The following is a 14730-nucleotide window of genomic DNA, read 5'->3' as shown; positions in this document are numbered from 1 at the left end:
GAGACAAGGCGAGTTGAGTGCACCGTGCTGGTGCTCTTTGGGATGACGCGTGGTGCTGACGGCGTTGCCCACAGAACGTGTCTGCGACAGCAGGAAAGGCTCAAAATGATGTGCTGGTTTTTGCCAGGTCTTTCATCATCGTCGTCGTCAGGCTGAGCTGCTCGCTTCCCATTTTACGTGACAATTCCTCTCTCGCGGACTGCCATACGGGGATCACGGATGTCAGAAGCGCCCACCCCTGCGAGGTCAGGCTAAGTTGTTTTCCACGGCGCCCGCGCCCCCCCGTTGATTCAATAACCCCACGGGACTCCATAATCCGTATGTTTCGGCTCAGTGTGGTTGCATCCACCCCGGCCTTTGATGCAAGCCCTGCCACCGTTTCATTTACGCCACCGCCGATCCCCACCAGCAGGCTGAACTGTTCTGCCGTCAATTCATAAGGTCTGAAGCAGGCGTTGTAATAACGCGTAATAGCCCGTGCGGTTGCACGTGCCTGATACGCCGGACAGGTCTCGGGGATGGTTTTTAGTAACGCCAGATCAACAGTGTTCATACTTTACGCTCGACAGATACGGTGAGATAAAATAGTGTATATACACTATTAACGCTATTCAAGGTATCATGATGCCCGCATTTATCCATATCAATTTACGTGTTATCGACCCTGCACGGCAGGCCAATCTTGCCCCTCGCTTCAGACTGGCACTTGAAGAGGCCGGCGGCAAAATTCTGCATTTTGGTCCTGTTGTCGAACTCCTTGAAGGCGATGAAGAACCGCTACCCTTTGCTGGCATTTTTGAGTTCCCTTCACTGCAGCAGGCGCTGGCGTTTTACCATTCGGAAAAATATGCCCCGATCAAAGCTGAACGCCAGCTGGCACAGCAGGCAAAAATGTTCGTTGTCACCACTGACTAAGCGTTTCGTTTCCTTGCCTGCGGTATCGTTTCCAGATTTCTCCACCCGTTCGCCAGAACCGGTGTAGAGTTTTTAAACACTGCATCTCTAAAAGGACACCGGCATCATGTTAAGCATCCTGGGCAAGACAACCTCGATCAACGTACGTAAAGTGCTCTGGACCTGCGAAGAAGCGGGTATCGAGTATCACCAGGAAGACTACGGCAGCGGCTTTGCCTCCACGCAAACCGCTGCCTTCCGCGCTCTGAATCCCAACGCCATGGTTCCCGTGCTGCTCGATGACGAGTTCGTCCTCTGGGAATCTAACGCAATCTGCCGTTATCTGGCCCGTAAAGCCGGCCGTGAGGATCTCCTGCCAACGGAACCGCAGGCCTGCGCCAACGTCGAACGCTGGATGGACTGGCAGGCAAGCGAATTTAACAATGCCTGGCGGTATGTCTTTCCGGCACTGGGACGCAATAACCCGGACTATAACGACCCGGAGCGTATTGCCGCCGGAATTAAAGCGTGGAACCACTGCATTGCTATTCTGGAGGAGCAGTTGCAACGCACTGCAGCCTATACGGCGGGCGAGGTGTTTACCCTTGCAGACGTGGTACTTGGTCTTTCGGTGAACCGCTGGAAAATGACGCCATTTGATAAGCCTGATGTGCCGGCAATTAACGCCTGGTTCGAACGGCTTAATCAGCGACCGGCATTTTTACGTCACGGGAATAACGGTATGGTGTAAGTTTTTCAGCCCACACACATTCAGCAAGGATATTTTATTTAATTACAAAACCCTGAATGCCGTTATCAGGAATAATAATTAAGCAATATCCTGGACAGCCCCTTGCACCGCTTTGCTAGCCTGAATAGTCAGGCAAAGCTCAACCCGGAGGTATTCTTGCTGATTAAACTCAAAAAAGAACGAACGCATCAGGAGGATCGCCTGCTCGCACTCTGGCTGGCGACCTCTGCAGGCTTGCTCAACGCCATCGCCCTCGGGGCATTTGGCTTTTTTCCCTCCCATATGACCGGCAATACCTCCCAATTATCCAGCGAAGTTTCCTCTACCGATCTGAATGATATTTTGTTCTTTGGCGCCATTATTCTGTCTTTTGTTGCCGGCGCAATCATGGCCCGTATCATCGTGTTATGGGGGATTATCCATAATATCAGGCTGGTTTTTTGCCAGATACTGTTGGTCGAGGGATTATTACTGACCGGCGTTTCCTGTTACGAGATGTATTTCCATGCCCTCACGACTAACCGTGAAATTATTATCTTTCTTTGTGGTCTGATGGGGATTCATAATTCAACATCGACCCAGCTTTCCGGCGGCCGGGTAAGATCAACCCATATTACCGGCACGCTGACGGACGCGGGAATATCTCTGGCCTCGGTCCTGGTGGCGATGCTCCGCCGGGATTATTCCAAAGATACGGCAGCGCAAAAAAGTCAGCTCAAAACCCACTTAACCACCATTTTCTCGTTTATTACCGGCGGTATCGCCGGGCTGATCCTGTTCAGGTGGATTGGGTTTAACGCCATGCTGGCGCTTGGGGTGATGCTCGTCGTTGTCGCCGCCTTTTCCATCATCAGCACCTCAGTGCGCGTTCGCCGGGTGCGCGCCGCCTTCAGCCGATAATGAGGGTCGCAGGCGTGAGGAGACGCTCACGCCATGTGACACTGTCACATTTTAAATTACGCTTTAGGACAATTCTGTCTGCCCCACAGCCAGCCCTTGCTCCATAAGGCTTAACCTAAGGTTGTCACTAATTTCATAGGGTTACTGATTTTCCCCCTTCGCTGGAACCCATCCCAAACGCTTGCTATAGGTCAACTACCCCTGCCGAAACATGGCATAACAACAGGCAACCCGTGGTTGCTATAACGCATGCGCACAGGGAGACACATCGCAATGCACCCATTACTCAAACGTTCGCTGCTTTTTGTCGGCGCCATTATTGTGGTCGTTGCCCTCCTCACCTGGGGAATTGGGCTGGATACAATTAAGGCGCGTCAGGTTGACCTGATTTACCTCGGGCAACAGCATTTAATCCTGGTATTCTCATCCATGTTCTTTGCCCTGCTGATAGGTATTCCCAGCGGCATTTTGTTGAGCCGCCCGTCAGCACGCGGTATCGCTGAATACGTGATGCAGATCTTTAACGTCGGTAATACCCTGCCGCCGCTGGCCGTTCTGGCGCTGGCAATGGTGGTGATTGGTATCGGTGATACGCCTGCGATTATCGCCCTGTTCCTCGCCTCGCTGCTGCCGATAGTGCGAAACACCTATGCCGGACTGTGCTCAGTTCCAGCGTCGTTACTGGAAGCGGCTAATGGCATTGGGATGACGAAATGGCAGCGTCTGCGCCAGGTCGAACTTCCCAACGCCTGGCCGGTAATGCTCTCCGGGATCCGCATTGCCACCGCCATCAACGTGGGTACCGCCCCGCTGGCCTTCCTGATTGGTGCCAGCAGCTACGGCGAACTGATTTTTCCCGGTATCTACCTCAACGACTTCCCGACACTGATCCTCGGCGCGGCGGCCACCGCCCTGTTTGCTCTGATCATCGACACCCTGCTGGCTGCGCTGGGTCGCGTGATGAGTCCACATCTCGCTCGATAACAATAACAAGGAGCTTTTATGAGACTGATATCCAGCCTGACGGCGCTGTGTGCCGCGGCACTGTTCACCAGCCAGGCGATAGCGGCCCCGCTGATCCTGGCGACCAAGAGCTTTACCGAGCAGCACATTCTCTCGGCCATGACCGTCCAGTATCTGCAAAAGAAGGGGTTTCAGGTCCAGCCACAGACCAATATTGCCACGGTCATTTCCCGCAACGCGATGATCAACAAACAAATTGATATGACCTGGGAGTACACCGGCACGTCGTTAATCATTTTTAACCACATCAACAAGCGCATGTCGCCACAGGAGTCTTACGAGACGGTGAAACGCCTGGACGCGAAGCACGGTCTGGTATGGCTCAACCCCGCCGATATGAACAATACCTACGCCTTCGCCATGCAGCGTAAACGCGCCGAAGCGGAACACATCAACACCATGGTGTGACATTTTAAAAAATCGACGAAGATCGTCCAGGAGTGCATGATTCCTCGCTCGGTTCACAATCAAGAAATCTCGTGTTGATGAATATTGACGTATATTGATGATAGTTTGTGTCCCATGGGTGCCCCATAGAGATTTTATTCCACATCAGGCACCGCCTGCCCTCAGTCAAATCCACGTATCGCGTTTGCCCCAAAATTACAGAGCCTGACAACCTCATCCGCCCCTCTGTGGCGATATCGGGTCAATTTATGAACTACACAAAAAGTGTAGTGCAAAAAGCGACCTACAAAATTCTTGTAGGTCGGTGACAACCACGGCGAAATTTTCCATAGCGCAAATCTGCTTTATAAACGAAATCAGCAATCTGCATTTTTGCAGGATAGCCCCTCTTACATGAACATTGGCCTGGCAAGTATGGATGGGCTATCGGTACGCAACGGCACCACAGGGGGCAAGGAAGTAATTGAAGAGATCCTGCAGGAAACGTGGGAGAACGCGGACGACTGGTTTGTTCGTTAACTGTAGCAGCCTTGACATCAAGCCCACCCGTCAGGACTATTGCACTGTCTGGTCCACGATCCCAGACACCGGCGCAGCACTGGTAATCACTCAGGGGTGCTGCGCCACCTTCCTATTTATGATCCTTGGGCAACTCTATTGTCTTATGGCACATGAGGCAAAACGCTCTCTTTTTATGTGATTGCAAAAGCTCTTCCCACTCGGGCTCGCTCATTCCTCTTGAAGCCTTTTCCCTTAGTTCTGCGATGCGATCAATTTCATAGTAAGCACTCAGACAGCCACAGTAAGGACATTTGATTGGGCCATTATTAAGTTTCATGTAGCGAACGCCTTAATCATAAGTGAGGTTATAAAACGTACTCAAGGTAACGCTGCATGACAACACGCAAAATGGTTCACAATGTAAATGATTACAATTTGCACGTAAGAAAAGAAATACACTTCAAAAAAGTAAATACGAGAAAAATAGCTAATCTCGCTTAGCCTGATACGGCTGCTATGCATGGCACAAAATCTTGACAATCACACCAACCCGTTAACACATTTAGCGCGTCTGGTTCTTTCATCGGTTTCCAGACACAGCACAGCTTGTAGGATTCCGCATGGAAGCGGTGCTGTGCAAATCAGTTTATGGCGGTGCGGTTTTTACCCTCATCTTGCGCTGATCGGTTTAATCTAAAACTGCACCGCCACCCTCTATGGTGGCGCTTTCCGGATCCCTGTTTTTCATCGTTATCGTCATTCTGGTTAGCGCCGCCACCATTTTTCTCTTGTCTTATATAACTCCCGTGATGAGTATCACTTCGTCCGGTTTCCTGACCGGTTTACCGGACAAGGTGCAGCATTTGACGGGCAGTTGATGCTGCACCACTTCCTAACGAGGTATTTGCAATCCACGGCGGCGCCCCCGGAAGCATCATTTTGCGCCGCCGTTTTTTTTTCATTTTTACCCTTCCACGTCACCTTCTACCGAAGGCACAGCCCCCTTTCCAATATTGGAGAAATGTAATGAGTAAATTTCAGTGGGATCCAACACAAGACCAGACTTACATAACAGCAGATGGTAGTCAGACGGTAACAACACAAACCATTGATAAGGTTGCTGGTAAATCATTTAATATGAACGCAATGGAGCAGACTCTTGAATTGCAACTACCCATGCCAACTAAACCAACAGTCTTTTGCTGGGGTAAAAGTTCAGGTGCATATGGGAAGACAACTAATATCAATATATCACAAGGTGTATTTAGAGTGATTTGCCCAGACTGGCAAGGTACAAATGTTGATAATTCCTATGCACTACTCAGTAATGAGGACTATAGAAACACAACAAATATAACCTTATTAGGAAATAGCAGACTTGAGCTTATTAACTTCAATGACATTCAATTGGCGGCACTGGATGATGGTAATCTTTCAGATTTTACGTGCAATATTAAAATCATCGAGGATTCATTATTTTCTATTAACGGAAGTGATATCGTAAGCATCCTTTCTAACATTGAAATCAGTGACAATGCCGAGTTTCAAATAATTTCATCTCAGCTACAACTTGGGATGAAGGGCGTCGGTGAAAGACTTGTAGTTAATGGCACACCTGACCCGGCAGCGGAGTACTCTTTGCTTTTCGACTCAACATCATTTAAACCCAGCCAGGGCCAGATTGTTTCAACAACATTCAAAGGAGATTCCGTTTCCAAACTAATTTCAAAAAATATCACCTTTGAAGACAACCTTATTGAAGATAACGCAAAAGTTTATATACAAACTGACAATTATAACTACACTGGACTTTTTGATTCTGATATATCCATAAACATTGGAAGTGGATCAGCCGAACTGACAATAGCTCCAATCAAAGACAATGATTATGTCTTTGACCTTCAATTCCCAATTGATGAACCCTATCCTGAAGGGATGTTCAACTTTATAAAAAATGACGCAATAAATAACGGAAAGTTGATATTATCAACAAATAGCAATAATGGATTTGGTTTTCAACAGATGCTCTCAATGAAAATGATTTATATCAATGGTGCCCCTGCCACCAAAGAACTGGAGTTTAATAATGAGTACGAGTCAATAAAGGGATACATGGTAATCAAGTTAAGAAATATTTAACATATTACCGAAGTAATTCTCCTCATAAGCCCCGACTGCTTGCAACGGTTGGGGCCTCGTGTTTTTTGGGTGCAAAAAAACCAGCTCAGGGCTGGCATTCGCTCGTTGTTGCTTACTCCGGCTTATCCGGCCACTCAATCTCTGGCGCATCTTCCGGCTTAATACGGCTCAGCAGTACGCTGTATTTCTCCCAGGCTTCCAGTCTGAGCTTTTCTTCTTCGGTAGCCATGTCGTATTTAACGGCGCGATTGAGCTGCTCAATGATTTCGTCGGCTTCCTGATTCAGGGCTTCAAACTTTACCTGCGCCGCAGCGACTTCAGCCGCGTGCTGCGCGTCAGTATCCGTCACCCATTTATCCCCATCCCATTTATCAAACGGGGTCGCCGGTGCAAGAAGTGTCCAGCCATCAGGAAGCGGGCCGATAAAATCAACCGTGCTCGCTTCGCCGGTTTCGGTGCTGTAAGCAAGCTGCCCGCGCAGGTCATCGACAACCTCCCAGGCTGAACCGTCAGCAGTCCGGCGAATGGCTTTGGTATTATCGTCCAGTTCGGCGGGTTTATCGGTGTAAGAGCCTGCCGCGATACCCACCCCTTCGGCGCAATACTGCCAGTAGCAGGACGTGTATTCGCGGGTTGTGTCGTAAGCACACTGATACGTCAGTACCCAGCCCGCCGTTGTTGCCCAGCCTTCAGCGCCAAGAACGGCATGTTCAAAATCAAGGTTATATTTTTCAGTCATTATGCTGCTCTCACGATGTAGTTAAATGCGACGTTGGTTGGGCGGGTTTCACGCTGTGCCTGCGACTCGGACATAATCTGATAGGTGCCGTCGTTGTCTGTGCCGGTTGTCATGTAGTAGCCGTTGCAGTGTAGGCCGGGTCGCTGTTTCCCAGCGGCTGATAAAATTTAAACTCTTCGGTATTCGACATAAGTACCTCATGGAAATCAGATGAAATCGTGCGACCACGGTCGCACAGATGGAAAGTACAGTACGGGCAGGGGCGTTAAACGGGGATATTCATCAAATCATTGACGTCATCTGATGTCGGGCTTCCTGCTGCCAGTGCGCCAGGGGAGAGTTCCATCAGGCGATCAAGGGCGGTATCCGTGCGCGAATGAGCACTTTGTGGTGCTGCTGCAAGAATTTGCTGCGCCGTTGTAACCGTCATTCCCGGTGTTTCTGCCAGCACACGAGCCTGCGCTTCACGCCCCTTTGCTTCCTCGCAGTTAAGCACCCCCATGATGCGGCTTCTCTCTTCTGCAACGGCAGCTTCAATCTGTGCACCGCTCTCGGGCTGGACCTGAAGGTTCTCATTATCGGTACTGGCATTGCTGGCATCGTCAGCATGTTGAGCAGTAGCTTGCTGGTTTGTGGTATCGGACATGTGCCCTCCATAGAATGTTTTTTTACGTTTATCAAGCGCTTCGCGCATCACGCTGAGCGCATCCGTGTTGTTTACCAGTTCATCAGCCAGACCAGCATCAATCGCCTCCCGGCCTGAATAAACGGCGGCTTCGGTATCAAGAACGGCCTTGACGGATATCCCGGTATACTCTGATACCCTTTCGGCAAACATCTGCCGGGTTGCATCTATTTGGGCCTGAAATTGCTCCCTGACCTCTGGTGGCAAACTGCCATAAGGATTGCCATCGACTTTGTGCTTACCGCTGTAAATCAGCGTGATTTCTACGCCCTTCTTTTTCAGCGCCTCACCATAGTTGCTGTGTGCAACCATGACGCCAATGGAGCCGGTCCTCGCGGTCTGGGTTACCAGTCTTCGTGATGCTGCACTGGCAAGCAACTGACCTCCGCTACAGTTCATGTCGTTTATCGGTACCCACTTCAGTAAGATAAACGCCGTTTTTATTGCGCTTGCGTGGCAAGTTAGCAACCGGCTTGCCGTATACCGACGCCCCTTTCACCGGGATAACACGAAAGACCCCGTGCTTTCTGGAGCGCTCATACACGATAGTCTGGTCAATGCCGCCGATATCCCAGCAGATACGGGAAATTATCATTTCGACGCCATTTTTCCGGGTATAGGTTTTGTTGATCGCCTCATCCACCCTTTTAAGGGTCTCTTCGTCGTCATGGCGGCCCATAATAATGATACGGTCAATCAACCAGCTCTCTTCACCCGGCCCCCATCCCCACACGCGTATTTCATAGCGATCAAGCTGTGAGTCGATACCTGCCGTGATGTATGCCACCCACTCAGGAACTGCCGCTAAAAAGTGCTCCTTACGCTCAGCGATGACATCGGCATCCGGGCGCTCACCAATTTTCGGCTCCCATGTTTCGCCAAGCGTGGTGTTGACGAAGGCTTTCATATTGGATGTATCGCCTACAGCATCTTCAAACTCTGTAACGATCTGCACCCAGGTGGTGAACGGGCTATAAGCTGTCCAGATGTGGAAAGTAACATTCAGCGGCGGGGATATTTCATCACCGGTAGAGGAATACCAGTGAATACTATCTTCTGTTCGAATCCCGGTGTTATCGCATACGTAATGGGCACCAGTGTAATCAAGTTCGTACTGCTGAATAACACAACCATTATGCTCGCAGAGATAATAAACTGAATCAGGGTCTCCACGATCCCATTTGAAACCAAACGGCGTTTCTTTATCGCCAAACTTTAAATATTGGTACTCATCACAGTGCGGGCAGCGAATATGGAAGCGCATCAGATGAGGGGATTCCGACGCGGCTTTTTCCATCTGGCACTTTCCGCGAATTTTCATCGTGGAGCCACGGATACTCTTCGGATATATAGACCCCGCAATACGCTTATCACCAAGTTTTATCGGTGAACCTTCACCTTCAATATCCTCGTCGAACGATGACAATTCATCGTAGGCCACCACATCAACTGACTTGGCACGGTAGCTCCTGGCCGACTTTCCCCCAAGAATACGCAGACTTCGTCCATTGGAGAAAATTTTTATGGTGTCGGTATTATCCTTGTGTTTCTTACCGTACCAGGGTGCCAGTGCCAGTAAAGTAGGTACATCGCGAATAGTCGGCGTCACGTCGACCTTCATGAAATCTTTAGCATCTTCATCAGTTGGCAGCCATGTGATGATGCTTCTCTGCTTGTGCACAATGAAATACGCCTGTGCGCCAAAAAGCATTTTCGAATAACCAACGCGGGCTGACTTTTCAACGTTGACCCGGCGTATATCATCGGAACCCATCGCATTGATGATCGCTTTCTGATAAGGCAGGGTTTCCCAGCGACCTTCCTGATAGTTGTTTTCTTTCGGCAGATAGTAATGCTCATCCATCCATTCGACGGCTGTCATTTCTTCGGGCTTAAATAGTGCAGCGAGACCAGCTTCTACAGCAAAAATAAGATTAGTTAACTGTTCCTTCGATATATTCATTTAACAGTTTAGGAATAATCCCCTCCACCTTTGCCGCCCTGTTTCTTGCCTTAATAATCTCCTCATGAAGGTAATTAACATGATTTTTATTCAAACCTGGAAACTTTCTCTGATACGCAAGGGGAATAGTATCCAGAATGCTGGCTATTTCGCTGGCCACCCGGCTTAAAACAAATGTGCAGAATGCAGTATCGACCAGAAATGCCTCTGCGCGAGCGTTTTCCCGTTCCTGTTCATCAGCCTGTGCTTTCAGGAGCCGTAAGCGTTCAGCCTTGATTTCTTCATCAAGCTGGTCTGATTCCTCATCTGTTTTTTTTGCTTCATTATTATGCACCAACCGATTATCAAGCACGCTCCGGACGTCATAGAGCACCTCTCTCCCTTCCCTCATTACAGGTTCGACACCCCATTTATCAAAGGCCTGGACCGAAATGCGCAAACTGGTTGCCATATCCTTCTTATTCAGGTAAACAGTCATTGTCCCCTCACTTTTTTATGTCTGGTTGTCGTATTTTTTCCTGAAAGCCGCACAGGGTATGGACTGGAGAGAAACGACTAAACAACAACCTCCATTTTTGAAAATTCTCATAAATCGCGCTAGCCTGCGCCGCTGCCGCCCCGTATAGGGTCAAAATGCCGGAAAGGACCCGTGCAAATGAGAGTGTTTATCATTTATGGTGGTGGGGTTACGGCTCAAAGTCTGCGCTGATAATCAGACATTCCACATAACCGCAATCATGCTCAATAACAATTTCATCATCAGTCGCATTAACCTCGTACACTCTGCGGTATGGCACGCTTATTTTTCCGCTGATGCTATCAGCCAGTAATAACTTCCCTCTCTGTAACACCCGGAACGAAACGGTAAAACCTTGAGTCAATTCATCTTGTGGTAGTTCCAGTCGAGAAACCGTGACGACTAATCTTTTCATGGGCACTCCATGGTAGCGGCACAGAATGACTTGCTTACTTCAGAACTAACTGTGACACCCAATCCAGAAAGCACTTTTGCCAGATAGTCCATCGCTCTTAGCTCAACTGCTTTCATGGTAGAACTCTCGTCATAATCTTCTTCATATATTACGTTGATGCTACAGTAATGACTTGAAGCAGTTAATTTGCAGCGTAAGGTATCAATCTTTTTAAATTCAAATGCATCTAAAAAACTTGCTTTATTACCATGCTTATCTACTGGTTGATATCGACAATCTATTACCGGAAAGCTGCACTCAATGCCAATAACCTCTGAACTGAAGGGTTTATTAGTTAGTTTTGGGTAAGGTTTTTTGTTTGTAATTGAACCTTCTGTAATGTAACTATCGGTGATTGATACAGCACCACTCTCTATTTTAAAGTGATCTGACTTTATGCTGACTGTGCTATAACTATGAAGTTTATCAGTTAGCTCTTGCACTTGTTTTTCAAGCTTGTTAATCCTGTCATTTTCTTTTGCGGCTTCTTTTATACTGGACATAGTAGCTTCAAAAAGTACTTCCATATTAAAGCCTGATGCATACTGCTTATTGTCTTTATCTTGATTCATAGTCCGTTCCTTTTATTTCTGGTTATCTACTTTACAAATGACTACCGCGCGGCCATCTACCACTATGCGGGTAAATTCCATCGGTGATGTTGAGGTGATCTGCATGCCGACGTAACGCTGTGAGACGCAGCCGGTCAGCAAACACGACAACGCCAGGCATAACGTCAGCGTTCGCATATCAGCTTTCCCTTTTGATGACATAGACGACGATATCGCCTTTAGTGATGAGCAGCTTCTGGGTGCCGGGAGTCATCTCATCAATATCGAAGGCATCACAGAACTCGCTCATTACCTTGTCCTGTACCGGTTGCCTGCGTCGTCGTAGCCACTTGCGAAGCAAGATACCGAGCAGCCACTCGATGGACTTTACGATGATGAATAGGTAACTGAGCACCATCAGCCCCATAATCTCCCAATCAATGAAACTAAACTGATGCATATCACTTTCCTTTACAGACCTGGCTTTCGCCCGGGTTGGTGTCGATGCAGGCCGAGCCGTTCGGATACGTCAGCACGACGGTGTTGTTTGGCTGAACCTCTGCGTTGGTGAGGCTCTGACCGCTTTTACCCGTAGCCCGAGTGAAAGAGACTGCAGAACAGGCCGCCATTAATGCAGCAATAGCCACCAGCGCAGCGGCAGCCAGGAACTTCTTTTTCATGTGGATCCCTACCAGATAAGAAAAAGGCCGCGCATAAGCGCAGCCGCTGGAACTGATTTTATGTAAAGACTCTGTACTTGCATTATCACCCGTAGTTACTGTGTCGGATGTTGATAATTTACATATCAAACCAACAGAGGTGATGGCTCATGATAAACCTGCCGGAGATAATACTCATGACTGCATTTTTCTACGGGCTTGGGATTGCCGTTCACCTGCTGATGCAGAAAATCAAAGACTGAAGGATGCAGCCTTTAACCTGTCGTTGGTGGTGACTGGCCCCTGAGCAACCCTGCAGTTTGCTATGCATCGATTTGGGTCTTAAGCCACCTCTATATGCGAATTAATCGAGATAAAAGGAGGTCTGCATGGCTTTGCATGTTTTACCTGACAACAGAAGCCCCGCAGAAGCAGCCCATGACCTGGTTATTGCCCTGGTCACATCAGGCCACTTTGAAACAGCAGGAAAAAGTTACGAGGAAATTTTCCAGATGCTGGATGATGCAGAGGGAGTCTTTTGCAGACTTTACAAACTCAAGGTAATGTCAATTCTGAAAATGAGAGAAGAGTACAACATCCGCTCTGACCAGGAAAAATTACTCAATCAGTGATGGCGGACAATTTCTGTCATTTCTCCTTAAAAAAAAGCCCACGCGTAAGCATGGGCCTGATAATGAAGCGTCAGTTCAGTTATCTGACGTTATCGCACTTTAGTTATCGTGATGGTTCCTGTCGTAAAACCATCCCGCTGTACGCTTGAGTTGTATGTAACGTTAAATGCGCCGTTACCCTGAATGTTTATTACCCTACCATCCACAGAGAAGGTCCCTCTCTCATTCAGAAGCCCCATAGTGAATGCGTGGGCTTCTGGTGTATCCAGAACAACAGTTCCCCTGGTGGAGGAAGCGAAATCAATAATCGCTTTAGGGTATGCTGCTTCTGCGTCCGTGCTCTGCAATGGATCACCACCAGCAGAACGAGCCATAATATTTAACTTTGGTGCCCCTTCAAAGAGAGAAACTCTCCATGGTTCAGCCCCTGCAGAGATTTGGTCCGCTGCCAAATTTAATGTAGATGTGCCGTGCAACTCAGTCAGGTGGTCGTAAGGATCAACACTCCTGGCAGAAACCGCCATTACAGCATTGTCGTTAATAGAAAAATCACCATCCCAACTGAAGATAGTGCAATCGAGTTGCAATCTCGAATTATCATACATATCAACCCGAACGGAGCCATTTGTTCCTGCTTTTGACTCAGTGCTTACCATGCTATTAGAGTTTACGTTCATCACACCATCACGCTGTAGCGTCAGTGTGTAAGGACGTTCAAACCCCATGAAGAGAGGTGTTGATAAGTTCAGAATGAACGCTCCTGAAAGAACAGCGAACTCCGTCAGCGTGTCCGCCAACTCGTCAGGATCATCAGGTTGTGCCGGCCAGACGGTTTCTTTGGAATGATTCAACTCCAGTGAATAACCCGTTGCATCCATGACAAATCCAGCGCCAACCATTTTATTGGCATCCTCTACACTCTCTACCCTGTTTCCACAGGACTGGTCGTATACTTGAGTTATATCTTCACGCCATGTTGTATATGTTTTAGTCATTTGATTCTCCTGATATTTTATTGGAAATACTCAGAGTGACTATCAAAACGGGATGGAGACATTACAAGTTAAACAGCAGGCGTTGCGGTGCCGGAAGATCTCCGGTGAATCGTCGAGTGGTTAGCAACGATCCGCGCCCCTACATCAATATCCGATAACCACTACGCCCCGCACTGGCGAGATTCACCGCAACGATGCTTATTTATCGCAGGGAGGCGGGGGTTGGCAACGGTAACGTTCGCGTCAACTTTCTTTTAGATGTCCATAGCATGAATCACCATCAGATGAGATGAACAGAGGCTATGGCCCAATGGGATTGAGGTTGGCTACTACGTGCAACTTAGCTCAGCGCCGTCCAGGAACGTTCTTTGGCTGAGTACCCATTACAGACCCTGTTTTCACCACAACGGAAAGAGCACTGACAGGCGGCACCGCCCTTACTAATTGCCAGCGTCTGACTGGACACTTCAATGCTCTTACCTGTTGTGCAGATAGCAAAAAGCCCACGCGTTAGCATGGGCCTGATATTCACTTCTGACTTCACATAGTTTTTATTCAGACACTTTCCGGGAGTTGTCGGGTTTATTGTTTTTGTCAGTAGCAACTGGGGGTAGATTTACACCCGGTTGTAAAGATTTAACCATTCGGGAGTGTTGCGTACCCTGACGAAATGATTCCGAATGGCCCGGCCTGCCATTGATGGTTACCAGATGGACGCCCTCGTTTCCCGTTTGTGCGAGTTCTGGTGCGGCCAGGGCGGAAACCGTTATCAACATCCCGCCGAATAAAATGCATAATTTACTGCACATTATTTGCCCTTATGAAAAACGTATGTGGTGTTGCGGTGTGGAGTGCCTCTCCATAAGCCTTTGGTCAGCCACCGTGGCTCGCATATCAATCAATCTTGGGACGTACTTAC

The 14730-nt window shown here is 48.5% G+C and carries 16 protein-coding genes and 4 pseudogenes; 8 read left to right on the top strand and 12 right to left on the bottom strand.

Annotation, left to right across the window (positions count from 1 at the left end; translation table 11 throughout):
* Window positions 1–100: 100 nt before the first annotated feature.
* The gene (locus tag AAIR21_RS23855) at window positions 101–553 is read right to left on the bottom strand and encodes a MarR family winged helix-turn-helix transcriptional regulator (protein ID WP_040017354.1); all 453 of its coding nucleotides are present in this window, start codon (window positions 551–553) and stop codon (window positions 101–103) included.
* A gap of 68 nt (window positions 554–621) precedes the next feature.
* Here AAIR21_RS23855 and AAIR21_RS23850 point away from each other — a divergent pair, with 68 nt between their 5' ends.
* From AAIR21_RS23850 to AAIR21_RS23825, 6 genes and pseudogenes are all read left to right on the top strand, one after another.
* Complete coding sequence (locus AAIR21_RS23850) at window positions 622–915, top strand: DUF1330 domain-containing protein (RefSeq protein ID WP_014169865.1); 294 nt, start codon at window positions 622–624, stop codon at window positions 913–915.
* A gap of 106 nt (window positions 916–1021) precedes the next feature.
* Window positions 1022–1645, top strand: a complete 624-nt coding sequence (locus AAIR21_RS23845; RefSeq protein WP_014169864.1) for a glutathione S-transferase family protein — start codon at window positions 1022–1024, stop codon at window positions 1643–1645.
* Between the two features lie 156 nt (window positions 1646–1801).
* Window positions 1802–2545 carry a YoaK family protein gene (locus tag AAIR21_RS23840; protein WP_025204317.1) on the top strand — a complete coding sequence of 248 codons (744 nt, stop codon included), beginning with the start codon at window positions 1802–1804 and terminating at the stop codon, window positions 2543–2545.
* A 273-nt stretch (window positions 2546–2818) separates the two neighbouring features.
* On the top strand, window positions 2819–3529 hold the full coding sequence (osmY, locus tag AAIR21_RS23835; protein WP_183516409.1) for an osmoprotectant ABC transporter permease OsmY: 711 nt from the start codon (window positions 2819–2821) through the stop codon (window positions 3527–3529).
* An 18-nt stretch (window positions 3530–3547) separates the two neighbouring features.
* Window positions 3548–3970, top strand: a pseudogene (locus AAIR21_RS23830) (glycine betaine ABC transporter substrate-binding protein); the annotation flags it as partial.
* Window positions 3971–4372: 402 nt separating this feature from the next.
* Window positions 4373–4495, top strand: a pseudogene (locus AAIR21_RS23825) (DinI-like family protein); the annotation flags it as partial.
* A 112-nt stretch (window positions 4496–4607) separates the two neighbouring features.
* On the opposite strand, the gene AAIR21_RS23820 reads toward AAIR21_RS23825, so the two are convergent.
* Window positions 4608–4814 carry a hypothetical protein gene (locus AAIR21_RS23820; protein WP_434682403.1) on the bottom strand — a complete coding sequence of 69 codons (207 nt, stop codon included), beginning with the start codon at window positions 4812–4814 and terminating at the stop codon, window positions 4608–4610.
* Between the two features lie 689 nt (window positions 4815–5503).
* On the opposite strand from AAIR21_RS23820, the gene AAIR21_RS23815 reads away from it, so the two are divergent.
* Entirely contained in the window at window positions 5504–6616 is a 1113-nt protein-coding gene (locus AAIR21_RS23815; protein ID WP_422702182.1) for a hypothetical protein, read from the top strand.
* A 112-nt stretch (window positions 6617–6728) separates the two neighbouring features.
* Here the strand turns inward: AAIR21_RS23815 and AAIR21_RS23810 are convergent, their stop codons facing one another.
* From AAIR21_RS23810 to AAIR21_RS23770, 9 genes and pseudogenes are all read right to left on the bottom strand, one after another.
* Window positions 6729–7355 (bottom strand): tail fiber assembly protein, encoded by a 627-nt coding sequence (locus AAIR21_RS23810; RefSeq protein WP_434682402.1) that lies wholly within the window; start codon window positions 7353–7355, stop codon window positions 6729–6731.
* Window positions 7356–7620: 265 nt separating this feature from the next.
* Window positions 7621–8457 (bottom strand): annotated as a pseudogene (locus AAIR21_RS23805) (S49 family peptidase); the annotation flags it as partial.
* Window positions 8435–10003 (bottom strand): annotated as a pseudogene (locus tag AAIR21_RS23800) (phage terminase large subunit family protein); the annotation flags it as partial. The pseudogenes AAIR21_RS23805 and AAIR21_RS23800, both read right to left, overlap by 23 nt.
* Window positions 9975–10481: a terminase small subunit gene (locus AAIR21_RS23795; RefSeq protein WP_434682401.1), complete on the bottom strand. Its 507-nt coding sequence runs from the start codon at window positions 10479–10481 to the stop codon at window positions 9975–9977. The gene AAIR21_RS23795 and the pseudogene AAIR21_RS23800, both read right to left, overlap by 29 nt.
* Window positions 10482–10689: 208 nt before the next feature.
* Window positions 10690–10935 (bottom strand): hypothetical protein, encoded by a 246-nt coding sequence (locus AAIR21_RS23790; protein WP_434682400.1) that lies wholly within the window; start codon window positions 10933–10935, stop codon window positions 10690–10692.
* Window positions 10932–11546, bottom strand: coding sequence for a hypothetical protein (locus tag AAIR21_RS23785; protein WP_434682399.1), 615 nt, complete (start codon window positions 11544–11546; stop codon window positions 10932–10934). The genes AAIR21_RS23790 and AAIR21_RS23785 overlap by 4 nt, the downstream gene beginning before the upstream one ends.
* A 12-nt stretch (window positions 11547–11558) precedes the next feature.
* A complete protein-coding gene (locus tag AAIR21_RS23780) occupies window positions 11559–11723 on the bottom strand; it encodes a hypothetical protein (protein WP_434682398.1) in 165 nt (54 codons plus the stop codon).
* Window position 11724: 1 nt separating this feature from the next.
* Window positions 11725–11985 (bottom strand): DUF4752 family protein, encoded by a 261-nt coding sequence (locus AAIR21_RS23775; protein ID WP_434682397.1) that lies wholly within the window; start codon window positions 11983–11985, stop codon window positions 11725–11727.
* A 1-nt stretch (window position 11986) separates the two neighbouring features.
* Window positions 11987–12205, bottom strand: a complete 219-nt coding sequence (locus AAIR21_RS23770; RefSeq protein WP_434682396.1) for a hypothetical protein — start codon at window positions 12203–12205, stop codon at window positions 11987–11989.
* A gap of 368 nt (window positions 12206–12573) precedes the next feature.
* On the opposite strand from AAIR21_RS23770, the gene AAIR21_RS23765 reads away from it, so the two are divergent.
* On the top strand, window positions 12574–12816 hold the full coding sequence (locus AAIR21_RS23765; protein ID WP_025204812.1) for a hypothetical protein: 243 nt from the start codon (window positions 12574–12576) through the stop codon (window positions 12814–12816).
* Window positions 12817–12905: 89 nt separating this feature from the next.
* On the opposite strand, the gene AAIR21_RS23760 is transcribed toward AAIR21_RS23765, so the two are convergent.
* A complete protein-coding gene (locus tag AAIR21_RS23760) occupies window positions 12906–13811 on the bottom strand; it encodes a hypothetical protein (protein ID WP_025204813.1) in 906 nt (301 codons plus the stop codon).
* Window positions 13812–14730: the final 919 nt, after the last annotated feature.

The organism is Enterobacter sp. PTB (genome assembly GCF_051130085.1).
Classification (GTDB): domain Bacteria; phylum Pseudomonadota; class Gammaproteobacteria; order Enterobacterales; family Enterobacteriaceae; genus Enterobacter; species Enterobacter ludwigii.
This window is presented reverse-complemented; position numbering and strand designations above follow the sequence as displayed.